We start from the raw sequence: 26,183 nt of genomic DNA, 5'->3' as shown, positions 1-26,183 counted from the left end.
ATTTAGGACAACTTGGGAAGGACTGATCCGATGCGAGTCGGGGTGCTGACCGGTGGCGGCGACTGCCCCGGGTTGAACGCGGTGATCCGCGCGGTGGTCCGCAAGGGTATCGAGGGCCACGGCTGGGAGATCGTCGGGTTCCGCAGCGGCTGGCGTGGGCCCATGATCGGCGACAGCAGGTCGCTCGGGCTCGGCGACGTCGAGGAGATTCTCACCCGTGGCGGGACCATCCTCGGCTCGTCCCGCACCAACCCGTACAAGGAGGACGGCGGGGTCGACAAGATCAAGGCGACCCTGGCCGAGCAGAACATCGACGCGCTGATCGCGATCGGCGGCGAGGACACCCTGGGCGTGGCCAAGAGGCTGACCGACGACGGCGTCGGCGTCGTCGGTGTGCCCAAGACCATCGACAACGACCTGGCCGCCACCGACTACACCTTCGGTTTCGACACCGCGGTGCACATCGCCACCGAGGCGATCGACCGGCTCCGCACCACGGCGGAGTCGCACTACCGGGCCATCGTGGTCGAGGTGATGGGGCGGCACGCCGGGTGGATCGCGCTGCACTCGGGCCTCGCGGGTGGGGCGAACGTGATCCTGGTGCCGGAGAGGCCGTTCTCCGTGGGGAGGGTCGTCGAATGGGTCGAGCGCCGGTTCGAGCGGATGTACGCGCCGATCATCGTGGTCGCCGAGGGCGCGCTGCCCGAGGGCGGCTCGGAAATCCTGCACAGCGGGGAGAAGGATGCGTTCGGGCACGTCCGGCTCGGCGGCATCGGCACCTGGCTGGCCGAGGAGATCGCCCAGCGCACGGGCAAGGAGTCGCGGGCCGTGGTGCTCGGCCACGTCCAGCGTGGCGGCACCCCGACCGCCTACGACCGGGTGCTCGCCACCCGGTTCGGCCTGCACGCCGTGGACGCGGTGAAGGACGGCGACTTCGGCACGATGGTGGCGCTGCGTGGCACCGACATCGTGCGGGTGAAGCTGGCCGAGGCCACTGCCGAGCTGAAGACCGTGCCCCGGAGCCGCTACGAGGAGGCCGAAGTCTTCTTCGGCTGAGTCCGGACAGTCTCGGTGGTGGGGGAGCCGGGCTGCCACGGCGGCGCGGCTCCCCGGTTCGCGGCATCGGCTCGTCGACGTCGGTCTTCGCACCGGGACGGGAGAAGAACACGGCGAGCCTGCTGCCCCATTCGAGGTAGCCCGCGAAGGCTGCGCGGAACTCCGGATCGGTGGGCAGCCCGACTTCGTCGTCGGCGTCCATCAGCAGCACGCCACAACACGCCCCGGGCGCGGGCTGGCAGGTACGCACTTTCCGGTGCGTGGCCGGTGTTTTGCTGTCCTTGCTTGACGGAGTAGTGACGGTGACACGGCGGTACTACTGCGCGGCTGATGGGCGGGAAGTGGAAGCCGGTGATGCTGTCGCAGCTGAAGGAGGGCGTGCACCGCTATGGCGAGCTCCGTCGCCGGATGCCCGGGATCAGCGAGAAGATGGTGACCCAGTAGCTGCGCGAGCTGGAGTCCGAGGGCCTGGCGCGGCGGTCGTTCGACGAGAAGCCACTTCGGGGTCGAGTACCGGCTCACCCCGACGGTCTCGCTCTCGGACCCGCGCTCCAGCTACTCCACGAGTGGGGTGAGCGCCGCGCGAAGGCCGAGGGGATCGAGTTCGCCACCGCGCCGTAGGGCGAGGGGATCCGCGTTTCTCGAAAAAACCTGGTCTGAACCTTCTGTTGTGGTCTAGTCCAATTATGCTGGTTTCTCCTGCCTCGAGCCAAGGAGGAAGCATGGTCAGGCCAGGGAAAAAGCTCCTGTTCGCCGTCACGAGTCTCTTCGTGGCGGTGCTCACGACCGCCGTCGCGGCACCGCCCGCCACCTCCGCGCCGGCGGGCAAGGTGCTCGGGTACTTCGCCGAATGGGGTGTGTACGACCGGAACTACCACGTCAAGAACATCGAGACGAGTGGCTCCGCGGAAAGACTCACCCACGTCGACTACGCCTTCGGCAACGTGACCAACGGCCAGTGCGCGATCGGCGACAGCTACGCCGCCTACGACAAGTTCTACGACGCCGCCGGCAGTGTCGACGGTGTGGCCGACACCTGGGACGCCGGCGCGCTGCGCGGGAACTTCGGGCAGCTCAAGCGGTTGAAGAAGCTGCATCCCAACCTCAAGGTGCTCTACTCCTTCGGCGGCTGGACCTGGTCGAGCGGATTCAGCCAGGCCGCGCGGAACCCCACCGCCTTCGCCAACTCGTGCTACCAGTTGCTCAACGATCCGCGCTGGGCCGGGCTGTTCGACGGTATCGACATCGACTGGGAGTACCCGAACGCCTGCGGGATCACCTGCGACTCCAGCGGCGCCGCGGCGTTGAAGAACCTGCTGGCCGCGCTGCGGGCGAAGTTCGGCAACAAGCTGATCAGCGCGGCGATCTCCGGTGACGGCACCTCGGGTGGCAAGCTCGACGCGGCCGACTACGCCGGCGCCGTGCGGTACGCCGACTGGTTCAACGTGATGACCTACGACTACTTCGGCGCATGGGCGGCCACCGGGCCCACCGCGCCGCACTCCCCGTTGACCTCCTACGGCGGCATCCCGACGGCCGGGTTCTACTCGGACGCCGCGATCCAGAAGCTCAGGTCCAAGGGTGTGCCGGCAGGCAAACTGTTGCTGGGCATAGGTTTCTACGGTCGCGGCTGGACGGGCGTCAGCCAGTCCGCCCCGGGTGGCAGCGCGACCGGCGCCGCCCCGGGCAAGTACGAGGCGGGTGTCGAGGACTACAACGTGCTCAAGACGAAGTGCCCGGCCACCGGCACGGTCGCGGGCACCGCGTACGCGAAATGCGGCAACGAATGGTGGAGCTACGACACCCCGGGCACGATCAAGGGCAAAGTCGAGTACACCAGGAAGCGGGGCTTGGGCGGGGACTTCTTCTGGGAGCTGTCCAAGGACACCGCCGGTGGCGAGCTGATCCGGGCACTGACCTCGTAACCTGGGCAAACACGACGCGACTATCGTGCTCTCCGTGACGTTCTCAGGGTTCGGAGAGCACGCCGTCGAGTTCTACGACGGCTTGGTCGCGGACAACACGAAGGCCTATTGGGAAGATCACCTGAAGATCTACCGTGAGGACGTGCGAGTGCCGATGGAGGCGTTGCTCGCCGAGCTGGAACCGGAATTCGGTGGTGAATTCGGCGAATCGAAGGTGTTCCGGCCTTACCGGGATGTCCGGTTCGCGAAGGACAAGAGCCTCTACAAGACGCATTGCGGTGGTGTCATCGAGCAGGGTCGTGGCGCGGGCGCGTACTACGTCGAAGTGTCCACCGCCGGCCTCCGGGTCGGCGGTGGCTGCTTCCACCTGCAGCCCGACCAGTTGGCGCGGTTCCGGCAGGCGGTCGACACCGAGGTCCATGGAGCCGCGCTGGAGAGGATCGTGGCGAAGCTCCGCCGCTCGGGCTGGACCATCACCGGTGACGCCCTGCGCACCAGGCCCCGCGGTTACCCCGAAGATCACCCGCGCCTGGAACTGCTCAGACATCGCTCGCTGTACGCGGTCCATGTCTGGAAGCCGGACGACACGCTGCACGACCGGGCGTGCCTCGATCGGGTGCGGAAGGCATGGCGGCAGGTGCGCGACTTCAACGAGTGGGCCCGTGACCACGTAGGGGTGAGCGAGAAAGCTGCCCGTTGAGCTGAATTCACGGTGAATACTGACTCGATCTAGAGATCGGTCAAGACGTGCGCGGATCGAGGGACTACGCTATACAAGCGTGAGCCGACGAGCGAAGATCGTTTGTACCCTTGGTCCCGCCACCGCCACGGCGGACAAGATCCGTGGCCTCGTCGACGCCGGTATGGACGTCGCGAGGATGAACTTCAGCCATGGCAGCCACGGTGACCACAAGCAGGTTTACGACCTGGTGCGCACCGCGGCGGCGGAGACCGGCCGTGCGGTCGGCATCATGGCCGACCTCCAGGGCCCGAAGATCCGGCTCGGCACCTTCGCGGGCGGTCCGGTCGAGTGGCGCACCGGGGACATCGTGCGCATCACCGTCGAGGTCGTCGCCGGCACCCATGACCGCGTCTCCACCACCTACAAGGGGCTGGCCCGCGACGCCAAGCCCGGTGACCGGCTGCTCGTCGACGACGGCAAGGTCGGCCTGGTCGTCAAGGGTGTCGACGGCCCCGACGTGGTCTGCGAGGTCATCGAGGGCGGCCCGGTCAGCAACAACAAGGGCGTCTCGCTGCCCGGCATGGACGTCTCCGTGCCCGCCATGTCCGACAAGGACATCGAGGACCTGGAGTTCGCGCTCGAGCTCGGGGTGGACTTCGTCGCGCTGTCCTTCGTGCGCTCGCCCGCCGACATCGACCAGGTGCACCAGGTGATGGACCGGGCCGGCAAGGGCAGGGTGCCGGTGATCGCCAAGCTCGAGAAGCCGGAGGCGGTGTACAACCTCGAGGCGATCGTGCTGGCCTTCGACGGCGTCATGGTCGCCCGCGGCGACCTGGGCGTCGAGCTGCCGCTGGAGCAGGTTCCCCTGGTTCAGAAGCGGGCGATCCAGATCGCCAGGGAGAACGCCAAGCCGGTCATCGTTGCCACCCAGATGCTCGACTCGATGATCAACAATTCGCGCCCGACCCGGGCCGAGACCTCGGACGTGGCCAACGCGGTGCTCGACGGCACGGACGCGGTGATGCTCTCCGGCGAGACCAGCGTCGGCCGCTACCCGATCGAGACGGTGCGGACGATGGGCCGGATCGTGGAGGCGGTCGAGACCGACTCGCCGACCGTGCCTCCGCTGTCGCACGTGCCCCGGACCAAGCGCGGCGTCATTTCCTACGCGGCGCGCGACATCGGCGAGCGCCTCAACGCCAAGGCCCTCGTCGCGTTCACCCAGTCCGGTGACACGGTGCGCCGGCTCGCCCGGCTGCACACCCGGCTGCCGCTGCTGGCCTTCACGCCCGAGGAGAGCGTGCGCGCCCAGCTGTCGATGACCTGGGGCACCACCACGCACATCGTGCCGGAGGTGGCCTCGACCGACCAGATGATCCAGCAGGTCGACCACGCGATGCTGGAGATGGACCGCTACCAGCCGGGCGACCTGGTGGTGATCGTGGCGGGCTCGCCGCCCGGGACCGTCGGCTCGACCAACCTGATCCGTGTGCACCGGCTTGGTGAGGATGACCACGCTTAGCGGCCGCTTAGCAAGACGCCACCTCGCACGCGTAAGTACCCTGCTGGCATGACTGAGCTGGCGAAGGATGCCGCGGCCGGGCTGGACGTCGCGGGCGGGGCCGGCGGGCAGGCGGTACTCGACCGCCTGGTCGCGTTGCTGGATCTCGAACGGATCGAGGAGAACATCTTCCGTGGGGTGAGCCCGGCGCACTCCACGGTGCGCGTGTTCGGGGGCCAGGTCGCCGGGCAGGCGCTGGTCGCGGCCGGCCGCACCGTCCCCGCCGAGCGCAAGGTGCATTCGTTGCACGCCTATTTCATCCGGGGCGGTGATCCGAGCATCCCGATCGTGTACGAGGTGGACCGGATCCGCGACGGCCGCTCGTTCACCACCCGCCGGGTGGTCGCCATCCAGCACGGCAAGGCGATCTTCTCGCTGTCGGCGTCGTTCCAGGTTTCGGAAGCGGGCATCGAGCACGCGGACGAGATGCCCGAGGTGCCCGCGCCGGACACCTTGCCGACGATTGCCGAGCGGACGCGGGACTTCCCGAACCTCGGCGCGTTCCGGCGCATGCCCCGTCCGATCGACATCCGCTACGTCAACGACCCGCCATGGGCGACCCGCGGCAGCGGGCAGGGCGGCGCCCGCAACCGCGTGTGGATGCGGGCGGACGGCAAGTTGCCCGACGAAGAGTTGCTGCACGTCTGCGTGCTCACCTACGCCTCGGACATGACGCTGCTCGACTCACCCCTGGCCCGGCACGGCGTCTACTGGGACCTCGACAAGGTGGTCGGCGCGAGCCTGGACCACGCTCTGTGGTTCCACCGCCCGTTCCGCGCGGACGATTGGTTTCTCTACGACACCGCGTCCCCGAGCGCCTCGGGTTCGCGCGGAATGGCCACCGGACGGTTTTTCTCCGCCGACGGGCGGCTCATCGCGACCGTGGTGCAGGAGGGTCTGCTGCGCGTTCTTCAGCCGTAAGAGTGCCTGCCCTGCTTCCTCGTACCACACCGCTCGCACGTTTCCAGCGGCAAAATTGCCCGAACGGGTAACCGAAAAGGCCGCTCGACGCCTGATCGGCTGGTTAGATGAGCGCATATGGATGGAAAGTGGGGGGATGCGGAGGCGGGTGCGATGAAACGCGGCCAGGGACCCACCATTCGCCGCCGGAGACTCGCGAGCGAACTGCGCCGGCTGCGGGAGGCGGCGGAGTTGACCATCGACGAGGTCGGCGAGAAGCTGGAATGCTCCGCGTCCAAGATCAGCCGGATCGAGACCGGCCATGTCGGCGTCACGCCCCGGGATGCGCGCGACATGCTCGAGCTCTACGGCATTGCCGGGGACGAGCGCGAAGCTCTTGTCCAGCTCGCCCGCGAAGCGCGTAAACCGGGCTGGTGGCATGCCTACAAGGAGGTCTTCACCGGGACGTTCGTCGGGCTGGAAGCGGACGCGAGTTCGCTGCACGCGTTCCAGGCGCTGCTGGTGCCCGGCCTGCTGCAGACCGAGACCTACGCCCGTGCGGTCATCAGGGCGATGCGCCCGGACGCAGACGAGTCGGAGATCCGGCGCCGGGTCGACGCCCGCACCGCCCGCCAGCAGCTGCTCACCGAAAAGCACCCGCCCGAGTACTGGGCGGTGATCGACCAGGCCGTGCTGCACCGGGTGGTCGGCGGGCCCGAGGTGATGGCGCACCAGGCCAGGCGCCTGCTCGAAGCGGCGCGGCTGCCGCACGTGACGATCCAGGTGGTGCCCTTCACGGCGGGCGCCCATCCCGGAATGGAAGGCCCGTTCCTCATCATGGGATTCCCGGAGCAGGCCGATCCCGACGTCGTCTACGTGGACAGCACCTCGGGCGGTTTCTTCCTTGAACTTCCCCCCGACGTCAAGCGTTATACCCTCATGTTCGATCATCTGCGTGCCGCGGCGCTCAGGCCGGACGATTCGGTGGCGGTGATCGCGGAAGCGGCGGAACGCTTTTCCGCCAAGAATTGAAACCGCGGGAAAATGTGTGATTTGACTCGAGGAGCGGCGAGTATGGCTGACATCAAATGGCGCAAGAGCAGCTTCAGCGGCGGCGGCAACGACTGTGTCGAGGTCGCGGTGCTCGCCGCCGGGATGGGCGTGCGTGACTCCAAGAACCCGGACGCGGGCTCGCTGACCGTGTCCGTCCAGGGTTGGCGTGGCCTGCTCGCGACGGTCGGTGCCGCTCGGGACTGAGCCGTTCCCCGGACCCTTACCCGCGTCGCACAGGGATCGGCGCGGGTAAGGGTCCGGCTCGCACGGGAGCCGTGGCCGTCGCCTACGGCCGCGGCCTGCCGAGCAAGGCCGTCACCGCCGAGGCAGGCGATTGAGGAATCGGATGCCGACCGTCATGGCACGGGTCCACAGTCGTGGCGGGACACCCCGTGCGGGGCGCAACCGGAGTCCGCGCTGCACCGCCACGGACTGGGCTTCGGTGTACTTGAGCAGGCCCTCGGTGCCGTTGCGGCGCCCGAAACCGGATTCCTTCATGCCGCCCATCGGCAGCCCCACGGTGCCGAACGTGGCCGCGTAACCCTCGTTGACGTTCACCGTGCCCGCCTTGAGCCGGGTGGCGACGACCGAGCCGACGGCCGCGTTGCCCGCCCACACGCTGGCGTTGAGCCCGTAGTTGGTGTCGTTGGCCCGCTCGATGGCCTCCTCGACGTCCCGGTAGCCGTAGATCGACACGACCGGCCCGAAGGTCTCCTCGTCGAACAGCCGGATGTCGCTGTTCACTCCGGTGAGCACGGTGGGCTCGTAGAACAACGGGCCGAGGTCGGGTCGTGCGTGGCCGCCGGTCAGCACCTGTGCGCCCTTCGCCCTGGCGTCTTCGACGTGGGCCGAGACCGCTTCGAGCTGGGCGGGCGTGGTCAGGCAGCCCATGTCGGCGCCATAACCCAGTTCGGCGCCCAGCCGGAGCGCTTCGGTCTTCGCCACGAAGGCACGGGTGAACTCCTCGCGGATGTTTTCGTGCACGTAGATGCGTTCCACCGACACGCAGAGCTGGCCCGCGGAGGAGAAACAGGCGGTGACCGCCCCGGCCGCGGCCTTGGCGACCGAGGCGTCGGCCAGGACCACCATCGGGTTCTTACCGCCCAGTTCGAGCGAGTAGCCGGTCAGCCGGCCCGCGATCTTCTCGGCCAGGCCCTTACCGGTGGGGGTGGACCCGGTGAAGCACAGGTAGTCCGGCTCTTCGACGAGCGCGTCCCCGATCTCCGAGCCGCGGCCGAGCACGATTCGCCAGGCCCCGGCCGGGAGCCCGGCCTCTTCGGCCAGTTCGTGCAGCCACAGCGCGGACAGCGCGGTCTGGTTGTCCGGCTTCTGCACCACGGTGTTGCCGGCGACCAGTGCGGGAAGCACGTCCATCGCGGTCAGCGCGAGGGGGTAGTTCCACGGCGAGATGATGCCGACCACGCCCTTGGGGTGCCGCAGCTCGCGGGCCTTGGTGAGGAAGGGGATCACCCCGGGCACCCGCTTCGGGGCGAGGATCCTGGCGCTGTGCCTGCCGTAGTAGCCCGCGACCAGTGCGGTGGCGCTGACCTCGTCGAAGGCGTCCATCCGGGCCTTACCCGCCTCGAGCTGGACCAGGTCCAGGATCTCGTCCTGCCGCTGGAGGATCAGGCGGTGCAGCCGGGCCAGCACTCGCTGGCGTTCGGCCACCGGCCGCGCGGCCCATGCGGGCTGCGCGGCCCGTGCTTCGTCGAACACGCGACGGATGTCGGCGTCGGTGGCCTGGGGCAGGGTCGCGGTGAGCAGTCCGGTGAACGGCGCGGTGATCTCGGCGGGCGCGGAGTCCGCACCGCCCGCGGCGCGCTTGACGAGCTGGGTGGCACGGGCGGCGGACGGGGCGCCGACGAAGCCGCCGACGGTGGTCGGCCTGCCCGCCGAATGGCCGGTTTCGGTCGTGCTGGTCATCTTGTCCCTCCGCGAACAGGCTTGGTTACCGACCAGTACAGCTTACCGGCGGGACCGGAGTGTCCGGTGTGGCAATTGCGAAAGTAAACGTCACATCAGCGGGCGAGGCCGGTCTACTCACGGGTGACGGGTCGACTCGTGTGAGGGCCGGGTCGGCCCGTTCGCGTGCTCGGTGGCGATTCGCTTCCATTCTTCGAGGAGCTGTTTCCGCCGGGCCGGGGCGCCACCGAGTTCGGCGTCGAGTGCCAGTCCCCGGGTGAGGTTCACGGTCAGCCAGAACAGCGTCTCCGCACGGTCCTTCGGCAGGTCGGCGGTGACGGCGATGGTCCGTTCCATGGCCAGGCGGCCCAGCGCCCGGTCGACCGGGCGGATCGCGGCGCGCAATGCCGGATCCGTGCGGGCGGCCACCCACAGTTCGGTCGCCGCCGTCGCGAGGGTGCCGGAGTAACCGCTCCACAGCAGGTCGATCGCGGCGGCGACCGTGCCGGTCCCGTCCGGCGCCTGGTCGTGCGACTCGGCCAGCACCGCCATGCGCCTGGTCGTCAGGTGCTCGACGGCCGCGGCCATCAACGCGGCCTTGTCGGCGAAATGGTGCTGCACGGCGCCCTTCGAAACGCCCGCGCGGCTGCAGATCTCCCGCATCGACGTGCGGGCGTAGCCGAGTTCGACCAGGCACTCGATGGTCGCGTCGAGCAGCGCGGTCCTGGTCTGCTCGCGGCGCTGCGCCTGCGTTCGGTGGCCACGGGTCATCTCTTCTTTACGGCCTTCGCTCGCGGTTGTACATTCCAGTCGGAACTTACCTTCCACTCATAATGTCTTTCCACCGGAGAGGCCCGCGATGCCGCTGCAGATCCAGAAGAGCGCCTGGGCGGAAGACCTGGACGATTTCCGGGAACTGGCCAGAACCTTCTGCCAGAAGGAGCTCGTGCCCCACCAGGAACACTGGAGCGCGCGGAAACAGGTGGACCGCGAACTGTGGTCGAAGGCGGGCGAGGTGGGCCTCCTGACGTTGTCCGTTCCGGAGGAGTACGGGGGCGGCGGCGGGACCTTCGCGCACGAGGCGGTGCTGTACGAGGAGCAGGCGCGGGCGGGCGACAGCGCGTGGGGCGTGTCGGTGCACAACGGGATCGTGGCGCCCTACCTGCTGCAGTACGCCTCGGAAGAGAAGAAGAGGGAGTGGCTGCCCAAGTTCGCCAGCGGCGAACTCATCGGCGCGATCGCGATGACCGAGCCGGGCGCCGGATCGGACCTTCAGGGCATCAAGACGCGGGCGGTGCGCGACGGCGACTTCTACGTCATCAACGGGGCGAAGACCTTCGTCACCAACGGGGGGCTCGCCGATCTGGTGGTGGTCGCGGTGAAGACCGATCCCGACGCCGGCGCGAAGGGCGTGTCGCTGATCGCCGTGGAAACCAGCACGCCCGGGTTCCGGCGGGGCCGGTTGCTGGACAAAATCGGGCTCACGGGACAGGACACCGCGGAACTGTTCTTCGACGACGTCCGCGTGCCCGCGGCGAACCTGCTCGGCACCGAAGGCCAGGGCTTCGTCCAGCTGATGCAGCAGCTACCCCAGGAACGGCTGATCATCGCGGTGGGCGCGGTGGCGGGAATGGAGACGGTGGTCGATCAGACTATCGCCTACACCAAGGCACGCACCGCCTTCGGCAAGCCGGTGTTCGCCTTCCAGAACACGAAGTTCACCCTCGCGGAGGCGGCCACGGAGGCCGCCGTCGCCCGTGCCTTCCTCGATCAGTGCGTCGAGCGGCATCTGAGGGGCGAACTGGACGTTCCGGGCGCGGCCATGGTGAAGCTGTGGACCACCGAGCGGGTCAACAAGGTCGTCGACGACTGCCTGCAGCTCTTCGGCGGGTACGGGTACATGACGGAGTACCCGGTCGCCCGCGCGTGGGCCGATGTCCGGATTTCCCGGATCCTCGGCGGCACGTCGGAGATCATGAAGGAGATCATCTCGCGAACCTTGTAGATTTCCCGTAGATTCCGCACGGTGATCAGCGTCGCCGTCGGGGTGGAAGTTTGTCGAAAGCCCGCCGCGACGGGCAGGATGGCTGTGTTTCCTTCGGGCAGGTGGTCCGGATGACGATCGGATGGAGCGTATGTCGGCGAACACCAAGAAGATCCTCATTGTCGCCGTGGTCGCGCTCGTCCTGTTCTTCCTGATCACGAAGCCCAACCAGTCGGCCGATGTGGTGCACAACATCCTGGGCTGGCTGCGCGACGGCGCCGAAGCGATCGTGACCTTCGTGCGGAACCTGTTCGCTTGACCGGTACTTCCTGACTCCAGACCTGCCGGGCCCGGCACCGCGAGACGCGGTGCCGGGCTTCGTCATGCCCGGCAGAAGTGGATACGCAGAGTTACCGGTCTCAGAGTGTGCGGCGGAACGTTGGACCATCCGGGTGGATTGCCGCGATTAAACCGCTGGTCGCCGAATTCGTCCGCTTGAAGGTCTGGCGCGACAAAGGCGACTGACCCTACCGTGCTCACATTGCGTGACCAGCGGTTCTGGCCATTCGAACCGATGATCACACCGATCGTTGGATCATCGCCGTGGAAAGTCGTAAACCTCGGTTGGGGCACGTAAGGAGGCTAGGATGACCGGAGATCCCGGAGTTGATGCGGTGATCCGCCAGTGGGCGGCCGAATGCGAGCAGACCCCTGAGGAAAGGGAGGTCGACCGGATCGCGTCCGAGTGGCTCGCGGACGTGCCGCAGCAGGCACCGGGCATTCCCGGCCAGCGTGCCCGCTCCGGCGCTCGTGGCTGGGCTCCGGTCGAGCCGGCCGACCCTCGCTACCTCGACGCCATGCGCGAGCGCCTGCCCGGTGTGCCGTACGACCTGCTGGTCGCCGCGGCCGGCTGGTGGCAGATGATCGGCGACGTGCGCGAGGCCGAGCAGTGGTGGGACGCCGGTATCAGCCCCCTCGACCAGCGCGCGCTCGACTATCGGGCAGCCGGTCTCCGGCCGTCGGACCTGTCCCGCCGGCTCGGCCCGATGACCGTCCTGCAGCACCTGCGCCGGGGCAGCGCGCCCGCGTGGTGCGTCGCCCGCCTCAGCCGCCAGCAGCGCGCCGGCTGACGTCCCGCACCGGGCCGCGTGGGCGTAACACCGGCCTGGGTGGCATCGTTGGTCCCGGTGTGAGGAGGTTGGGTTCTTGGGCATGAAGCGGGCTGGGAAAGAGACCGCCGAAGTGTCCGAGGAGGAAGCCGGTCGGACGCCACGGCGCTGGGTCGCCGCGCTGGCGCGGCTCGGCATCGTGGTGGTGGTGCTCACCCTCGCCGCCGGTGGGGTCTGGCTGACCAGCCAGGCTGGTACCCCCGGTGCGGGCCCGACGACCACCGAGATCCCCGCGCTTGAGGTGCGGCCGGCCGACGTGCAGCCCGGCTCGTCGGCTCCGGTGGGCGCCACCGTCGCCGACGACCCCGCGCCCACCACCTCCCCCGCGAAGCCGCGGCAGCAGGCGCAGAACACCCAGCGATCCGGCAACCTGCTGTCGGTCTGGGCCGACCGGGTCGCGGAGGCGACCGGCATCCCCGCCAGGGCGCTGATCGGCTACGGCAACGCCGAACTGCAGCTTCGGGCAGACCAGCCCTCCTGCCGCGTTTCCTGGGCCACGCTCGCCGGGATCGGCCGGATCGAGTCCAACCACGGCCAGTACGGCGGCGCCGTACTGAAAGTTAACGGCTACCCGTCCAGGCCCATCGTCGGGGTGCCGCTGGACGGCTCGTCCGGGGTGCGGACCATCCCCGACACCGACCACGGCCGGTTCGACGGCGATCCGGACTACGACCGGGCCGTCGGGCCCATGCAGTTCATCCCGGGCACCTGGGCCCGGTGGGGCGGCGGGTACGACCCGCAGCAGATCGACGCGGCGGCGCTCGCGGCCGCCAGGTACCTCTGCGCCGACGGCCGGGACATGTCCAGCGCGCAGGGCTGGTGGTCCGGCATCCTTTCGTACAACAACTCGGTCGACTACGCGCGCAAGGTGTTCGGCCTCGCCGATTCCTATGCCAAGGCCGCCCAGTTCGTGCGAGTGTCGTGAGTGCTAGCGTCGAAGCCGTGCCTGCAGGTCCACTCACCGCGCGACGCCTTGCCATGGGCGGCCTCTGCCTGCTGAGCCTCGTGGTGTGCTGCGGGCTGGCGTGGTGGCAGTGGAACCGGTTCGAATCGGCGACCGGCACCTTCCAGAACCTCGGTTACGTGTTGCAGTGGCCGCTGTTCGGGCTCTTCCCGGCGTTCATGGTCTACCGCATCACCAAGCTCCGGCGGGAAGCGGCCCAGGCACGGGACCAGGAGCCCGGCGATGCCGCGGAATCGCGGCCGGCGCCTGAGGTCCCGGCGCCGCGGCAGGCCGCCAGGGCGGTCGTGCACGACGAGGAGGACGACGAGCTGGCCGCCTACAACCGGTACCTCGCCGACCTGCACGCGCGGGACCAGGAAAATCGTCGGAATTGAAAGGCAAGCCCAGATGGTGAGCACGGAGGAAGCGGAACCGCGTGAGCGGGCGACGCCGTCGATCCTGAGCGGACCGCTGCTGCGCTACCGGGTGTTGGCCTATGCCACCGGTGTCGCCCTGCTGTGCCTGACGGTCGCGTTCATCCTGAAGTACGCGGCCGATTCGCCGGGCATGATGAGCTGGGCCGGGGTCACCCACGGACTGTTCTACATGGTGTACCTGGTGCTGGCGGTCGACCTGGCGCTCAAGGCCCGCTGGTCGATCAAGGGCACCGTGCTGGTGTTGCTCGCCGGCACCATTCCGTTCCTGTCCTTCGTCGCCGAGCGCGCCGTCACGCACCGCGTCGAGGCGGGTAGGAAGCTCTGACGCGCAGGGGCGGTGTGCTGTTGCCGCGCAGCGCCTGGGCATCCAGGGTTTCGGGGCGGTAGTGCGCCCTGACGAGTCGTTCGGTCATGGCCGGCACCGGGTCGGCGACGCGGTCGGGCCTGCCGGACAGGAACGCCCACTCGTGCTCGTCCGAACCGTAGTAGACGACGGTGCTGAAGACCTCGTGAAACCGCCGCCAGGCTTGGATGAGCGTTTCGTTGCGCCACATCGTCGGGCAGCCGGCCTGGCTGGTGACGACCCCGCCGGGGGCCAGCAGGCCGGCACAGCGGCGGAGGAACTCCGTGCCGTAGAGCCGGTTGTGCTGGGCTTCGGGGTCCCCGTTCTCGTCGGGCAGATCGATCACCACGACGTCGTAGCCGGTTTCCGCGCCGGCGACGAACTCCCAGCCGTCCTGGTAGCGCACGTGGACCGGCCCGTGCCCTCGTTCGGCCAGCTCCAGTTCGGCCGGGGTGTAGCCGTAGGGCAGGTGTTCGGCGCAGGCGCGCACCGCGTCCCGGTCGATGTCGACGTGGTCCACTTGGGCGCCCTCGGCGGCGGCCAGCCGGCTGGTCACGCCCTCGCTGGAGCCGATGACCAGTACCCGGCGCACCCGTTCGGCGAGCAGCATCGCCGGCACCAACAGGGCTTCGTGGTAGGTCAGCTGGGTCGCCTCCGTGCTCTGGCGCTCGCCGTCGCAGAACAGTGAGACGCCCTGTGCGGTCCGCCCGATCAGCAGATCCTGGAAACCGGTGTGGGCCTGGTGGAGCACCTCGGACACCGCCCACCGCCGCGACAGGCCCGCGCCGACCGGCTCGGTCATCGCCGCCACCCAACCACGCTCCACGATGGACCGTCGGACCGACTTCGCGCCCAGCGCGGCGGCGAGCAGGGCCACGGCCCGTTCCGGGTCGGCGTGGTCGCCGCAGGTGAACACGTCGGCGAACACCGCGCCGAACTCGGGGTAGGTGTGTACCGAGGCGTGCGACTCGGCGAGCAGTGCCAGCACGGTCACGCCCTGGGGTGCGAACCGGTGCGACACCACCTCGCACACCGTGGCGCCGGCCTGGCTCACGGCCGCGCGCAACGCTTCGCGGAGGAATCCGGGGTCGTCCAGCCGTGCCGGATCGATGCCGTCGAGTTCGGCGAGCACGTGGCGCCCGGTGAAGCTAGTCAAGGCAGTAGATCCGCAGAGGTTCGATGCCGTTGAAGGCCACCGACGAGTAGCTGGCCGTGTACGCGCCGGCGTCCAGGATGTCGAGCTGGTCCCCGGCCCGCAGCGACAGCGGCAGCTCGTACGGCGTGTGTTGGTACAGCACGTCGTCACCATCGCACGTGGGTCCGGCGATGACGACCGGGCCCCCGGATTCCGTCTGGGGGCACGCTTCCAGACCGCTCTGCCTTCTGGGGGTGCGACCCCCAGACCCCCTCTGGGGGCACGCCCCCAGACCCCCTTGAGGTGATCCGAACCGGTAGGTGATCGCCTCGTTCTCCGTCTCCGCGAGCCCGTTGTAGCGCCCGATGTCGAGGTACACCCACCGCTGCCCGGCCCGCTCGGCCACCAGCACGACCTCGGTGCGGATCAGCCCGGCCGTGGCGACCACCGCGCGTCCCGGCTCGAGCAGCAGTTCCGGGCTCCCGCCGGGGAAGTACGACCGCAGCGCCGCCGAGACCGCTGCCGCGTACTCGGCGAGCGAAGGCACCGGCGAGCGGTAGGGGACGCCGAAACCGCCGCCGATGTTCAGCCGCCGAGGCCGGAGGCCGTGCCCGTCGAGCTCGGCGAACACCTTGGCCGCGGCCGCGATTCCGGCCTCCCAGGCCGAAGCCTCCGCCTGCTGCGAGCCGACGTGGAAGGCGATCCCCGCCGGGTCGAGGCCGGTCGCCGCGGCACGGCGCAGCAGTTCGACGGCTTGGTCGGGGGTACAGCCGAACTTGCGCCCGAAGGGCGTCGCCGACGCCGGACCGTCCACCAGCAGCCGCACCGAGACCGCGGCGCCGGGCGCGAACCGGGCCAGACTGTCCACATCGGACTCCGCGTCCGTGGTGAAGTCACGGATCCCGCGGGCGTGGGCGAAGGCGACGTCGGCGGCCTTCTTGATCGGATTGCCGTAGGAAAGCGCTTTCGGGAGCGCGCCCACCGCGAGACACGCGTCGATCTCGGCCGGGCTCGCCACGTCGAAACCGCCGCCCGCGGCCAGCACCGCGGCCAGGACAGCGCGCTCGGGATTCGCCTTGACCGCGTAGCGAAGCGCGGCGCCCGGGAACGCGGTCGTCAACTCGTGCACGCGTTCGCGGACCACGGCCGTGTCGACGACCAGGCAGGGCGTTGGCGGCCGTCGCTCAGCCAGGAACCGGTGGATCCGCTCGTGACTCACCTGTCCAGTCTCACTGGGCCCGTGGGTTTCCCCAAGCCGGGGTCTGGGGGTTGGAACCCCGGAAAGCCCAGGACAACAAGGGGCCCTCCGGCTTCGCGCCGGAAGGCCCCTTGCTCACAAGGCGATCAGATGCGAGAGCCGATGCCGGTGAGCGAGCGGACCTCCATCTCCGCCTGCTTGTACGGGTCGGCCTTGCCCTTGCCGACCAGCGTGCCGACGAAGCCGCACACGAAGGAGAACGGGATCGACACCAGGCCCGGGTTCTTCAGCGGGAACCAGTGGAAGTCCACGGCCTTGATGATCGAGTCGGACGCCCCGGACACCACGGGGGAGAAGACCACCAGCACCACGCAGGCGATCAGGCCACCGTAGATGCCCCACAGCGTGCCCGTCGTGTTGAACCGCTTCCAGAACAGCGAGTACAGCAGCGTGGACAGGTTCGCCGAGGCGGCGACGGCGAAGGCCAGCGCGACCAGGAAGGCGATGTTCTGGCCGTTGGCGAGGATACCGCCGATGATCGCGAGCAGGCCGATCACGACCGCGGTCAGCCGGGCCACCCGGACCTCGTCGTACGGGTCCGCCTTGCCTCGCTTGAAGATGTTCGCGTACACGTCGTGGGCGAACGACGCCGAGGCGGTCATGGTGAGCCCGGCGATCACCGCCAGGATGGTCGCGAAGGCGACCGCGGCGACGACGCCCAGCAGCACCGTGCCCCCGATGTGCAGGGCCAGCAGCGGTGCCGCCGAGTTCTCTCCACCGGGCGCGGACTTGATCTCCTTCGTCCCGACCAGCGCGGCGGCGCCGAAGCCGATGATCAGCGTGCACAGGTAGAACACGAACACGCACGCGGTCGTCCAGACCACCGAGCGGCGGGCCTCACGGGCGTTGGGCACGGTGTAGAACCGCATCAGCACGTGCGGCAGCCCGGCCGTGCCGAGGACCAGCGCGAGCGCCAGCGAGACGAAGTCCAACTTGGTCAGGTTGTTGGCGCCGTAGGATCCGCCGGGCTGGATCAGTTTCTCGCCCATCGGGCTGTTGTAGGCGGCCTGGGAGAGCAGGTTCGAGATGCTGAAACCGAACTTGCCGAACAGGAACACCGTCATCAGCACCACGGCCATGATCAGGATGCTGGCCTTGATGATCTGCACGTAGGTGGTCCCCTTCATGCCGCCCACCAGCACGTACAGCACCATGATCAGGCCGACCACCGCGATGATCAGCGCCTGGCCGAAGTTCGAGTGAATGTTGAGCAGCAGCGCGATCAGGCCACCGGCGCCCGCCATCTGGGCGAGCATGTAGAACAGCGAGATGACCAGCGTCGAGGTGGCGGCGGCGGCGCGCACCGGGCGCACCTTCATCCGGAACGCCAGCACGTCGCCCATGGTGAACCGGCCGGTGTTCCGGGTCAGTTCCGCGACCAGCAGCAGTGCGACCAGCCAGGCGACCATGAAGCCGATCGAGTAGAGGAACCCGTCGTAGCCGTGCACGGCGATCGCACCGGCGATACCGAGGAACGACGCGGCCGAGAGGTAGTCACCGGACAGCGCGATGCCGTTCTGGCGCCCGGTGAAAGCGCTACCCGCCGCGTAGTAGTCGGCGGCGGAGGAGTTGCGACTGCTCGCGCGGTACACCACGAAGAGGGTCACCGCGACGAATGCGCCGAACACGACGGTGTTGATGATCGGGTTGCTGCCGTCGGTGGCGGAGGCGGCGAGCACCGCGGGGGAGGTGAGGTGCGGCATGCTGTTCTTACACTCCTGCCTGCCGGCGGACCTTTTCCACGTCGGGGTCCAGACGGCGCTTGGCGAACTGCAGGTAGGCCATGGTAATGAGCGCGGTGGAGACGAACTGGCCGGCCCCCAGCAGGATGCCGACGTTGACCTCGCCGAGCACCTTGATGCTCATGAAGTCACGGGCGTAGGCGGCGAGGACCACGTACACGAGGTACCAGACGATGAACAGAAGGCTCATCGGGAAGACGAACCGGCGGAACCGGCCGCGTAGCCCGCGGAACTCCGGACTGGCCTGGATGGTGAGGTAGTCGGGGCCGGCCTGCCGCCTGGACAGCCGCTCGGTCTCCGATACCTCGAACAGGACCGGGATCTCCCCGGTGTCCTCGATAGTGTTCCTCGTCGCAGAGGTCTGGGCGACGTTCTGCATGTCTGCCTCCCGGCGAGCTGGCGGGGCGAACCTTCGGGATCGCACATGTTAGCCACGCTGGTAAACGGAGGGTTCAGCAGGCCGGTTCAAAAGAGTGGCCGAGTTCGCCAGGTTGATCCGCCGGATGGGCGATTACGTACTGCGACAAACAGCAAAATCGTGACATATAGTGATAAAAGAACGCGATTTTCGCTCATCCTGGTGAGCGTTGTCCGTCTGTTGAACTCGCCTCGACGCGGCGAAACCGCTGGCAGCCGAACCGAGTCCTGGCCGGGATCGGGTGGGAGCGACGAAAGCCACGAGATCGGGCGTTATTCTCTTGTGACCGGACATGGTGACAGCACGGTGGGTACCCGCTCTCCGGTCGTCCCGGCAGGCTCCTGGGCTATCCGGGTGATGGTCTGGACTAGCCCGCTCACCAGCGGGTTAATCGAAATCGGACATGTCTGGGCCGATTCGCCGTGGCTCGTGTCAACCCCTTGTCACTTTGGGTATTTATGCAGGTCAGCGGCGGTGCGTGCGGATCAAGGACGTGCCGCACGATTGGTGTAGGCTACTTTGGCCACGTTGACTCGCTGTGACCGAACGTGATCCGATCTTGTCGAAAGCATCCTGCACATCGCATGATGCGCGTGCACGGCAGGCCGGCGAGGTGACCCGGGACAGCGCCGTGGGCTGGATGGAGCAGACTTTGCGGCTGACGAGGAGAACGGCGTGAGCCAGGGACGTGTACCGACCATGCGGGACAGGGAGTCACTTCCGTGACTGTTGCAGGACAAGGCCAAGTGCCTGTTGGACAGCTCCTCGGCCAGCAGCCGCGCCGTCCCTCGAAGTGGCGGTCGATCATCCGCTGGCGCGACTGGCGCATCTCGGTCAAGCTCGCCGCGGTGACGCTGGTCCCGATCGTCTTCGCCCTCGTGCTGGGCGGGATCACCATCGGCAACCAGGTCCAGCTCTCGCAGAGTTTCGAGCGCGTCAACCGCCTGGTCACCCTGGGTTCCGACGTGCGCACGCTGCTCACCGCCCTGGAGCAGGAGCGGACCGAGACCGCCGCCCTGCTCACCCGGGGCACGGTCGGCAGCTCGGCCGCGCTGGACGCCGCCCGGACGGCGGTCGACAAGGCGATCCCGGCGTTCAGCACGGACGCCGCGCGGGCAGCCGAACTGAATGCCGCGATCAGCAACCCCGACATCGCCGCGAGTAACGCGCTGAGCCGGCTGTCCAGCGTCCGGCAGCAGGTCGGGGCCGGCCGCCTCGAGGTGGTCCAGGCCCTGGACAACTACTCGACGATGACCGACGCCCTGCTGGCCGTGGACACCTCGCTGGTGGCGGGCATCGGCGACGACTCCATCGGCAGTACGCAGGGCGCCCTGCACAACCTGCTGGTCGTCAAGGAGGAGATGTCCTCCTCCGAGGCCCTGCTCGGCTACGGCATCAGCCGCGGCAACCTGGCGGCGGCGCAACTCAACCAGCTGCGCACCGCCGAGATCCGGATCGCCGACCGGCTCGACGACTTCCGGGCCGCCGCGAGCCCAGGCCAGCAGCAGGACTTCGACCGCACCGTGATGGGCGCGGACTACGACACCCGGGCCCGGCTGGCGAGCAGCGTGCTGAACGCGCAGGGCGCCTCCTCCGGCGCAGCGCTCAACGCGATCTCCGGCGAGCAGTGGGCCGCGGCGACCAACGCGGTCATCTCCTCGCTCAACACGGTCATCGGCCGGCTCGGCGACCAGGTCACCGCCGCGTCCTCCACGCTGGTGGAAAACTCCGGCACCGACGCGGGCCTGCTGGCCGTGCTGCTGTTCCTCGCCCTCGTGATCACCGCCGCGGTCGTCTTCCTGATCACCCGCCAGTTGCTGAGCTCGCTGCAGCGGCTGCGGACCAGTGCGCTGGACGTCGCCGACCACCAGCTCCCCGCCGCGGTGCAGAGCATCCAGGAGGGCCAGGAGTCCAACGCCGAAATCCAGCCGCTGATCATCGGTACCACCGACGAGATCGGTGAAGTGGCCCAGGCCTTTGACGCGGTGCACAGCCAGGCGCTGCGGCTGGCCAGTGAGCAGGCCGCCATGCGGACCGGCTTCAGCAGCGTGTTCATCAACCTGTCCCGCCGCAGCCAGAGCCTCGTGCAGCGGCAGCTGCAGCTGATCGAGCGGCTCGAGCGCGACGAGGAGGACGCCGACCAGCTGTCCACCCTGTTCCAGCTCGACCACCTCGCGACCCGTATGCGGCGCAACAACGAGAACCTGATGGTGCTCTCCGGCGCCGAGCCGGGCCGCCGCTCGGGCCAGCCGGTCAGCACCGCCGACGTGCTGCGCGCCGCGGTCTCGGAGATCGAGCAGTACCAGCGGGTCGTGGTACAGGCGCCGTCGAACGCCAGGATCGTCGGGTACGCGGCCAGCGACCTGATGCGCCTGATCGCGGAGCTGCTCGACAACGCCACGGCCTTCTCCGCCCCGGAGACCCAGGTGACGGTCACCACCCGGGCCGAGAGCACCGGCCTCTTGGTCGACATCGTCGACAAGGGCATCGGCATGAACGAGGCCGAGGTCGCCGAGGCCAACGCCCGGCTGAACGAGGCCGCTTCGGTCGACCTGGCCACCTCCCGCCGGATGGGCCTGTTCGTGGTCGGCCGGCTGGCCGGCCGCCACCACATCGCAGTCTCTCTGCACGGTGGCAAGGAAATCGTCGGCGTGCGCGCGACCGTGGCCGTGCCCCGCGAGCTCGTCCTGGACCTTCCGGACCTCGCACCGAGCCGGCCCGAGGTCGAGACCTCGGCGTACCAGCAGCAGGGTGGCCTGCCGCGCCGCCGCACGGTCAACGGCGCCGGCCGGGCCGGCGCGCTGACCAACCTCGCCGGCACCGCCGGCACGCTGGGCGACGGTGCCGCGACGCCCGGCGGGTGGATCCAGAACGGCCACTCCGGCGTGCTGCCCTCCCGCACCTCCGGTGAAGTGGAGATCTCCGGGACCGCGCTGTTCAGGTCGGCCAGGGCCGACGACCAGGGCCTGCCGCCCGCGCCGCCGGAGCCGCCGCTGAACCGGCCCCAGCCCGAACTCCCCGCCGATGAGCTGCCCAGCGGGAAGGCACTGTTCGCGGCGACCAACAACGACGCGGAAGCGCTGACCGACTGGTGGAACACGGCCCCCGTCGAGCCGCCCCAGCCTCCTCCGCCACCGCTGCCGAAGGAGACCACGCCGATCTTCGACGAGACGCTGTCGGCCTGGTTCCGCAGCGACCGTCCCGCACCCGCGCGCCCGTCGGCCCAGGCACCGGCCGCGCCGCCGTCAAAGCCGCAGCCGCTGCCAAAACCGGAGCCGGAGCCGGTCGCGCAGGAGGAGCCCGAGCCCGTGGAGGCGGAAGAACCCGCCGAGACCGGGCAGTACACGGAAACCCCGGACGAGATCGAAGCCGAGCACGACGAAGCCGCGGAGACGGAAGAGGCTTCCGACGCCGAGGAGGCCGCCGCGACCGAGCGGTCCGCCGCCGGCTGGGACTTCGCCGCCGACGAGAGCTGGCGCACCGTGCAGTCGGTGTCGCAGGCCGAGCCGACCAGCTACACCGATGCCGGGTTGCCCCGGCGCCAGCGTGGCGAGCAGCTCATGCCGGGCAGCGCGCTCGCTCCGTTCTCGTCTTCCGACAGTGGTGCCGATGGTGCCGATGGTGCCGATGGCGCCGGTGATGCCGATGGCGTCGGTGATGCCGGTGCTGCGCCGGAGGCGCCTCACGCGCTGCCCGTCCGCGACCCGGCCGACGTCCGGGGCCGGCTGTCCAGCTTCCAGAAGGGCGTGTACCGGGCCCGCCATGCGGCCAAGGAGCAGCGGTCCACGGCGCCGCAACCTCCTGCCATGCCGCAGCCGGCCGCCGAGCCCGTGACGTCCCAGTTCTCGCAGTCGTGGCGGCCCCCGGTCGGCTTCGGTCAGTCCCCGTCGCCGCAGTCCACGCCGAACCCGCAGCCGGCGCCCGGGCGGAGCCAGGCACCGCAGCCGAACCAGGTGCCGCAGTCCAGCCAGTCGCTGCCGCAGCGGCGCCCGAAGCCGGTCCCACCGCGCGAGGCGCCGCCCACCTCGGTCCCGAGTGGCGGCCAGCTTCCGCAGCGGCGGCCGTCGTCCGCGGAGAGCACCGGCTATTCGCCCACGCCGGCGGAGTCCACCGGTTACTCGCCGTGGCCCACGGAAAACACCGGTTATTCGCCCGTACCGGCGGCGGGTACCGGCTACTCGCCGGTGCCCGCCGAAAGCACCGGCTACACCTCGATGTCCGCGGAGAGCACCGGGTACCTGCCGGTATACGGGGACAGCACCGCCTACACGCCGTCGCCCGAACGCGGCATTTCCCCGCAGCCGGAACGGTCGGCGGAAATTTACCCGGCAACGTCCGGGGAGCAACCAGAGCCGCAGCAGCACTGGCGTCACATGCCGGCGGCCGCGGCGGAACCGCCGGCACAACTCCCGGCACAGCCATCGCAGTGGACCGCCGAACCGGCGTCGCCGCAGCGGCAGCCCGAGGCGCCGGAATCCGTTACCGGCGCGGCAGTTTCCGGCGGGGATTCCGCCTGGTCCTTCGCCACCGACGAAAGCTGGCGCACGGTCCAGGCGGTTTCCCAGGCCGCACCTTCGAGCTTCACGGCCGCTGGCCTGCCCCGCCGGCAGCGTGGCGAGAAGCTCATGCCGGGTGCCGCCGCTTCGACGGCACCGAGCTCGGGCCCCAGGCCAGCCCGCGATCCGCAGGATGTGCGCGGTCGGCTGAGCAGTTTCCAGCAGGGTGTCCGGCGTGGACGGCACCGTACCGCTCAGACGGTCGACTCCGAACGAGAAACCATGGAGGGTGAATGACCTCGCCGCAGCCACAACAGAACCAGTTCGGTTGGCTGGTCAACGACTTCGCCGAGCGTGTCCCGGGCGTGGCGCACGCGGTGGTCGTGTCCGCCGATGGCCTGCTGCTGACCGCGTCGAACCGGCTGCCGCTGGACCGGGCCGACCAACTCGCGGCGGTGGCCTCCGGACTGGTGAGCCTGACCCAGGGCGCCGCGCGGTGCTTCGAGGCGGGGGCCGTCAACGAGACCGTGGTCGAGATGGAACTCGGCATCATGGTGCTGATGTCCATCAGCGACGGTTCGTGCCTGGCCGTGCTCGCCGCCCCGAACTGCGACATCGGGCAGGTGGCCTACGAGATGACCATGCTGGTTGACCGGGTCGGCCAGATCCTCACCCCCGAGCTGCGCGCGCAGCTACAGGGTTCGGGTGGTGCGCTGATCGGTGAACCGGTGGGATGATGCCGCGATGACCACGGGACCCGGGGGCGGATCCCCTCCCGAAGGGGAAGACGAGGCGACGTTCGCCGACGTCTTCAATGCCTTCACCCTGGATTCGGGGCGTGGGCGCCGGAAACGGAAGAAGGACCGGGATTCCTACCCCGCCGAGGCCGTGACGATGCAGCCCGGGCCGCCGATGCCGGGCCCGCCGCAGGTACCAGGGCCGCAGGAGACGGGACCGCAGCCGGTGCCACTCCTGGCGATGCAGCCACCACCGTCGCAGGTGGGGGGAGCGCCACCGGGGCCGCCCGGCTTCTTCGAGCCGAACCAGGGCACGGGCTTCTTCGAGCCCGCCGTGTCCAATGCCGGCCCGGCGGGGCCCGAGGAGCCGTTGTACCCCATCGAAGACGAGACCGCGGTCGTGCGTCCCTACGCATTGACCGGGGGGCGCACCAAGGCGAAAATGCCGCTGGAGCTGGAGACCCTGATCTCGGCTTCCGATACCGCGGCCGTCCGGGTGGACCTTTCGACGGTGCAGTTCGAGCACCGGTCGATCATGGAAGAATGCCGGATGCCGCGGTCGGTGGCGGAGATCGCGGCGCTGCTGCGGGTTCCGCTGGGCGTGGCCAGGGTGCTGATCAGCGACGCGGCCGACGCCGGCCTGATCACTGTGCACAAGACGGTGTCCGGCAACGAAGACGCCGAGGCGCATTTCATGTTGATGGAAAGGGTGTTGAGTGGACTCCGTCGGCTTTAAAACACCGCGGCGGACGACGCCGCAGACGATGACCTCGGCCAAGATCGTGGTCGCCGGTGGGTTCGGCGCCGGTAAGACGACCTTCGTCGGGTCCGTGTCGGAAATCATGCCGCTCACCACCGAGGCCATGATGACCGACGCCAGCAGGGGTATCGATAACCTCGACAACACACCGAACAAGGCCACCACGACGGTGGCCATGGATTTCGGGCGCGTGTCGCTGGACACCGACCTGATCCTGTACCTGTTCGGCACCCCCGGCCAGCAGCGGTTCTGGTTCATGTGGGACGACCTGGTGCGCGGCGCGATCGGCGCGGTGATCCTCGCCGACACCCGCAGGCTGGCCGACTCGTTCGCCCCGGTGGACTTCTTTGAGGACCGCAAGCTGCCCTACATCATCGGGGTGAACACCTTCGACGGCATGCTGCACCACGATCTGTCGGATGTGCGGGAGGCGCTGGCCATCGACCCGAGCATCCCGATCGTCCGGTGTGACGCGCGGGATCGCGAGTCGACGAAGCAGACGCTGATCACGCTGGTCGAGTACGCCATGCGGCAGTGGGTCACGATGCGGTCGGCTCGCCGGTGAGAGGTTGACAGGACGCGTCGGCGGCGCTTGTGTGCTCCCTGGGGGTGCGACCCCCGGACCCCGCCTCGGAGCGAGCCCCACACCCTCCTGGGCACCTGACTCGCGAGACAGGGGTCACTTGGGCTTGAAATAGTAGGAAGCCCAAGTATTTTGGTGGCATGGAGCTTTACCGGCCGACGCATCCGATCCGGTTCGTCACCGCGTCCAGCCTGTTCGACGGGCACGACGCGTCGATCAACATCATGCGGCGGATCCTGCAGTCCCAGGGCGCCGAGGTCGTGCATCTCGGGCACAACCGGTCCGTGGACGAGGTCGTCACGGCCGCGATCAGCGAGGACGTCCAGGGTGTGGCCATCAGCGCCTACCAGGGCGGCCACGTGGAGTACTTCAGCTACCTCGTCGAGTTGCTGCGCGCGCGCGGCGCCGGGCACATCAAGGTCTACGGCGGTGGCGGCGGGGTCATCGTGCGCGAGGAGATCGAACTGCTGCACTCGCGCGGCGTGGCCCGGATCTTCTCCCCCGACGACGGCCTGGAGCTGGGGCTTCCCGGCATGATCAACACGATGATCCAGGCCTGCGACGTCGACTTGGCGGCGCAGCCCGTGGGCTCCGTCGACAGCCTTCTTTCCGGCGACGTGCAGGCCCTCGCGAGGGCCTGCACGCAGCTCCAGGCCGGCGTGCTGCCCGAGGACCGGCTCGCCGCGATCACCGACGCGGCCCGTCAGCGTGCCGTGCCGGTGCTCGGCATCACCGGCACCGGCGGCTCCGGGAAGTCCTCGCTGACCGACGAGCTGATCCGCCGGTTCCGCCTGGACCAGCAGGACAAGCTCCGGATCGCGGTTCTGGCCGTGGACCCGACCCGGCGCCGGGGCGGTGGTGCCCTGCTGGGCGACCGCATCCGGATGAACTGCCTCGACGGCAGCGGCGTCTTCTTCCGCTCGCTGGCCACCAGGACCTGGAAGGGGGAGGTTCCGGAGGGCCTGGACGAGTCGATCCTGGCGTGCAAGGCGGCCGGCTACGACCTGGTGATCGTCGAGACGCCGGGCATCGGGCAGGGAGACGCGGGAATCGTCGACCACGCGGACTTCTCGCTGTACGTGATGACGCCGGAGTTCGG

The 26,183-nt window shown here is 69.1% G+C and carries 25 protein-coding genes and 1 pseudogene; 19 read left to right on the top strand and 7 right to left on the bottom strand.

Annotated features, from left to right (window positions below; genetic code table 11):
• The first annotated feature begins 30 nt into the window (after positions 1 to 30).
• The 8 genes from VJT49_RS26510 (at position 31) to VJT49_RS26475 (ending at position 7,381) form a co-directional block, all read left to right on the top strand.
• A complete protein-coding gene (locus tag VJT49_RS26510) occupies positions 31 to 1,056 on the top strand; it encodes a 6-phosphofructokinase (RefSeq protein ID WP_324167643.1) in 1,026 nt (341 codons plus the stop codon).
• A 330-nt stretch (positions 1,057 to 1,386) separates the two neighbouring features.
• The gene (locus VJT49_RS26505) at positions 1,387 to 1,500 is read left to right on the top strand and encodes a winged helix-turn-helix transcriptional regulator (protein WP_324167642.1); all 114 of its coding nucleotides are present in this window, start codon (positions 1,387 to 1,389) and stop codon (positions 1,498 to 1,500) included.
• Positions 1,501 to 1,778: 278 nt separating this feature from the next.
• Complete coding sequence (locus tag VJT49_RS26500) at positions 1,779 to 2,981, top strand: glycoside hydrolase family 18 protein (protein WP_324167641.1); 1,203 nt, start codon at positions 1,779 to 1,781, stop codon at positions 2,979 to 2,981.
• A gap of 34 nt (positions 2,982 to 3,015) precedes the next feature.
• Positions 3,016 to 3,681 (top strand): DUF2461 domain-containing protein, encoded by a 666-nt coding sequence (locus VJT49_RS26495; protein WP_324167640.1) that lies wholly within the window; start codon positions 3,016 to 3,018, stop codon positions 3,679 to 3,681.
• Between the two features lie 79 nt (positions 3,682 to 3,760).
• Positions 3,761 to 5,185: a pyruvate kinase gene (gene pyk, locus VJT49_RS26490; protein ID WP_324167639.1), complete on the top strand. Its 1,425-nt coding sequence runs from the start codon at positions 3,761 to 3,763 to the stop codon at positions 5,183 to 5,185.
• Positions 5,186 to 5,233: 48 nt separating this feature from the next.
• Positions 5,234 to 6,145, top strand: a complete 912-nt coding sequence (tesB, locus tag VJT49_RS26485) for an acyl-CoA thioesterase II (protein WP_324167638.1) — start codon at positions 5,234 to 5,236, stop codon at positions 6,143 to 6,145.
• A gap of 153 nt (positions 6,146 to 6,298) precedes the next feature.
• Positions 6,299 to 7,156, top strand: coding sequence for a helix-turn-helix transcriptional regulator (locus VJT49_RS26480; RefSeq protein ID WP_324167779.1), 858 nt, complete (start codon positions 6,299 to 6,301; stop codon positions 7,154 to 7,156).
• A 42-nt stretch (positions 7,157 to 7,198) separates the two neighbouring features.
• Positions 7,199 to 7,381 carry a DUF397 domain-containing protein gene (locus tag VJT49_RS26475; protein WP_324167637.1) on the top strand — a complete coding sequence of 61 codons (183 nt, stop codon included), beginning with the start codon at positions 7,199 to 7,201 and terminating at the stop codon, positions 7,379 to 7,381.
• 111 nt (positions 7,382 to 7,492) lie between these two features.
• Here VJT49_RS26475 and VJT49_RS26470 read toward each other — a convergent pair whose 3' ends face one another.
• Together VJT49_RS26470 and VJT49_RS26465 are read right to left on the bottom strand one after the other, a co-directional pair.
• A complete protein-coding gene (locus VJT49_RS26470) occupies positions 7,493 to 9,100 on the bottom strand; it encodes a succinic semialdehyde dehydrogenase (RefSeq protein WP_324167636.1) in 1,608 nt (535 codons plus the stop codon).
• Positions 9,101 to 9,217: 117 nt separating this feature from the next.
• On the bottom strand, positions 9,218 to 9,850 hold the full coding sequence (locus tag VJT49_RS26465) for a TetR/AcrR family transcriptional regulator (RefSeq protein ID WP_324167635.1): 633 nt from the start codon (positions 9,848 to 9,850) through the stop codon (positions 9,218 to 9,220).
• A gap of 88 nt (positions 9,851 to 9,938) precedes the next feature.
• On the opposite strand from VJT49_RS26465, the gene VJT49_RS26460 reads away from it, so the two are divergent.
• From VJT49_RS26460 to VJT49_RS26435, 6 genes are all read left to right on the top strand, one after another.
• Positions 9,939 to 11,084 (top strand): acyl-CoA dehydrogenase family protein, encoded by a 1,146-nt coding sequence (locus tag VJT49_RS26460; protein WP_324167634.1) that lies wholly within the window; start codon positions 9,939 to 9,941, stop codon positions 11,082 to 11,084.
• Between the two features lie 130 nt (positions 11,085 to 11,214).
• Positions 11,215 to 11,382 (top strand): hypothetical protein, encoded by a 168-nt coding sequence (locus VJT49_RS26455; protein ID WP_324167633.1) that lies wholly within the window; start codon positions 11,215 to 11,217, stop codon positions 11,380 to 11,382.
• A gap of 328 nt (positions 11,383 to 11,710) precedes the next feature.
• Positions 11,711 to 12,193, top strand: coding sequence for a helix-turn-helix transcriptional regulator (locus tag VJT49_RS26450; RefSeq protein ID WP_324167632.1), 483 nt, complete (start codon positions 11,711 to 11,713; stop codon positions 12,191 to 12,193).
• Between the two features lie 82 nt (positions 12,194 to 12,275).
• Positions 12,276 to 13,157, top strand: coding sequence for a murein transglycosylase (locus VJT49_RS26445; protein WP_324167631.1), 882 nt, complete (start codon positions 12,276 to 12,278; stop codon positions 13,155 to 13,157).
• 17 nt (positions 13,158 to 13,174) lie between these two features.
• The gene (locus tag VJT49_RS26440; RefSeq protein WP_324167630.1) at positions 13,175 to 13,570 is read left to right on the top strand and encodes a hypothetical protein; all 396 of its coding nucleotides are present in this window, start codon (positions 13,175 to 13,177) and stop codon (positions 13,568 to 13,570) included.
• A gap of 13 nt (positions 13,571 to 13,583) precedes the next feature.
• Positions 13,584 to 13,937, top strand: a complete 354-nt coding sequence (locus VJT49_RS26435) for a DUF3817 domain-containing protein (protein ID WP_324167629.1) — start codon at positions 13,584 to 13,586, stop codon at positions 13,935 to 13,937.
• Here VJT49_RS26435 and VJT49_RS26430 read toward each other — a convergent pair.
• From VJT49_RS26430 to VJT49_RS26410, 5 genes and pseudogenes are all read right to left on the bottom strand, one after another.
• Complete coding sequence (locus VJT49_RS26430; protein WP_324167778.1) at positions 13,903 to 14,757, bottom strand: spermidine synthase; 855 nt, start codon at positions 14,755 to 14,757, stop codon at positions 13,903 to 13,905. The genes VJT49_RS26435 and VJT49_RS26430 overlap by 35 nt on opposite strands.
• Before the next feature lie 12 nt (positions 14,758 to 14,769).
• Positions 14,770 to 15,111 (bottom strand): annotated as a pseudogene (gene speD, locus VJT49_RS26425) (adenosylmethionine decarboxylase); the annotation flags it as partial.
• Positions 15,104 to 16,309: a type III PLP-dependent enzyme gene (locus tag VJT49_RS26420; RefSeq protein WP_324167628.1), complete on the bottom strand. Its 1,206-nt coding sequence runs from the start codon at positions 16,307 to 16,309 to the stop codon at positions 15,104 to 15,106. The gene VJT49_RS26420 and the pseudogene speD, both read right to left, overlap by 8 nt.
• 125 nt (positions 16,310 to 16,434) lie before the next feature.
• The gene (locus VJT49_RS26415) at positions 16,435 to 18,051 is read right to left on the bottom strand and encodes a cation acetate symporter (RefSeq protein WP_324167627.1); all 1,617 of its coding nucleotides are present in this window, start codon (positions 18,049 to 18,051) and stop codon (positions 16,435 to 16,437) included.
• Between the two features lie 7 nt (positions 18,052 to 18,058).
• Positions 18,059 to 18,469: a DUF485 domain-containing protein gene (locus VJT49_RS26410; protein ID WP_324167626.1), complete on the bottom strand. Its 411-nt coding sequence runs from the start codon at positions 18,467 to 18,469 to the stop codon at positions 18,059 to 18,061.
• A 785-nt stretch (positions 18,470 to 19,254) separates the two neighbouring features.
• Between VJT49_RS26410 and VJT49_RS26405 the strand changes: the two genes are divergently transcribed.
• From VJT49_RS26405 to VJT49_RS26385, 5 genes are all read left to right on the top strand, one after another.
• On the top strand, positions 19,255 to 23,301 hold the full coding sequence (locus VJT49_RS26405) for a nitrate- and nitrite sensing domain-containing protein (protein ID WP_324167625.1): 4,047 nt from the start codon (positions 19,255 to 19,257) through the stop codon (positions 23,299 to 23,301).
• Positions 23,298 to 23,741 carry a roadblock/LC7 domain-containing protein gene (locus VJT49_RS26400; RefSeq protein ID WP_139094965.1) on the top strand — a complete coding sequence of 148 codons (444 nt, stop codon included), beginning with the start codon at positions 23,298 to 23,300 and terminating at the stop codon, positions 23,739 to 23,741. Before VJT49_RS26405 ends, VJT49_RS26400 begins: the two co-directional genes overlap by 4 nt.
• A 7-nt stretch (positions 23,742 to 23,748) precedes the next feature.
• Positions 23,749 to 24,477 carry a DUF742 domain-containing protein gene (locus VJT49_RS26395; protein WP_324167624.1) on the top strand — a complete coding sequence of 243 codons (729 nt, stop codon included), beginning with the start codon at positions 23,749 to 23,751 and terminating at the stop codon, positions 24,475 to 24,477.
• Positions 24,458 to 25,066, top strand: a complete 609-nt coding sequence (locus VJT49_RS26390; protein ID WP_324167623.1) for a GTP-binding protein — start codon at positions 24,458 to 24,460, stop codon at positions 25,064 to 25,066. Before VJT49_RS26395 ends, VJT49_RS26390 begins: the two co-directional genes overlap by 20 nt.
• 158 nt (positions 25,067 to 25,224) lie before the next feature.
• Positions 25,225 to 26,183, top strand: a 959-nt coding sequence (locus VJT49_RS26385) for a cobalamin-dependent protein (protein WP_324167622.1), incomplete at its 3' end; no start/stop codon positions are given.

Source organism: Amycolatopsis sp., from assembly GCF_035276945.1.
Classification (GTDB): domain Bacteria; phylum Actinomycetota; class Actinomycetes; order Mycobacteriales; family Pseudonocardiaceae; genus Amycolatopsis_E.
This window is presented reverse-complemented; position numbering and strand designations above follow the sequence as displayed.

Bases quoted from the DNA above. Each gene is read 5' to 3' on its own strand.
- VJT49_RS26410 (WP_324167626.1), bottom strand. From the start codon at position 18,469: ATGCAGAACGTCGCCCAGACCTCTGCGACGAGGAACACTATCGAGGAC.
- VJT49_RS26455 (WP_324167633.1), top strand. From the start codon at position 11,215: ATGTCGGCGAACACCAAGAAGATCCTCATTGTCGCCGTGGTCGCGCTC.
- VJT49_RS26445 (WP_324167631.1), top strand. From the start codon at position 12,276: ATGAAGCGGGCTGGGAAAGAGACCGCCGAAGTGTCCGAGGAGGAAGCC.
- VJT49_RS26450 (WP_324167632.1), top strand. From the start codon at position 11,711: ATGACCGGAGATCCCGGAGTTGATGCGGTGATCCGCCAGTGGGCGGCC.
- VJT49_RS26460 (WP_324167634.1), top strand. From the start codon at position 9,939: ATGCCGCTGCAGATCCAGAAGAGCGCCTGGGCGGAAGACCTGGACGAT.
- VJT49_RS26435 (WP_324167629.1), top strand. From the start codon at position 13,584: ATGGTGAGCACGGAGGAAGCGGAACCGCGTGAGCGGGCGACGCCGTCG.
- VJT49_RS26500 (WP_324167641.1), top strand. From the start codon at position 1,779: ATGGTCAGGCCAGGGAAAAAGCTCCTGTTCGCCGTCACGAGTCTCTTC.
- VJT49_RS26400 (WP_139094965.1), top strand. From the start codon at position 23,298: ATGACCTCGCCGCAGCCACAACAGAACCAGTTCGGTTGGCTGGTCAAC.
- VJT49_RS26470 (WP_324167636.1), bottom strand. From the start codon at position 9,100: ATGACCAGCACGACCGAAACCGGCCATTCGGCGGGCAGGCCGACCACC.
- VJT49_RS26505 (WP_324167642.1), top strand. From the start codon at position 1,387: ATGGGCGGGAAGTGGAAGCCGGTGATGCTGTCGCAGCTGAAGGAGGGC.
- VJT49_RS26475 (WP_324167637.1), top strand. From the start codon at position 7,199: ATGGCTGACATCAAATGGCGCAAGAGCAGCTTCAGCGGCGGCGGCAAC.
- VJT49_RS26395 (WP_324167624.1), top strand. From the start codon at position 23,749: ATGACCACGGGACCCGGGGGCGGATCCCCTCCCGAAGGGGAAGACGAG.
- tesB (WP_324167638.1), top strand. From the start codon at position 5,234: ATGACTGAGCTGGCGAAGGATGCCGCGGCCGGGCTGGACGTCGCGGGC.
- VJT49_RS26415 (WP_324167627.1), bottom strand. From the start codon at position 18,051: ATGCCGCACCTCACCTCCCCCGCGGTGCTCGCCGCCTCCGCCACCGAC.
- VJT49_RS26430 (WP_324167778.1), bottom strand. From the start codon at position 14,757: ATGACCGAGCCGGTCGGCGCGGGCCTGTCGCGGCGGTGGGCGGTGTCC.
- VJT49_RS26510 (WP_324167643.1), top strand. From the start codon at position 31: ATGCGAGTCGGGGTGCTGACCGGTGGCGGCGACTGCCCCGGGTTGAAC.
- VJT49_RS26480 (WP_324167779.1), top strand. From the start codon at position 6,299: ATGAAACGCGGCCAGGGACCCACCATTCGCCGCCGGAGACTCGCGAGC.
- VJT49_RS26465 (WP_324167635.1), bottom strand. From the start codon at position 9,850: ATGACCCGTGGCCACCGAACGCAGGCGCAGCGCCGCGAGCAGACCAGG.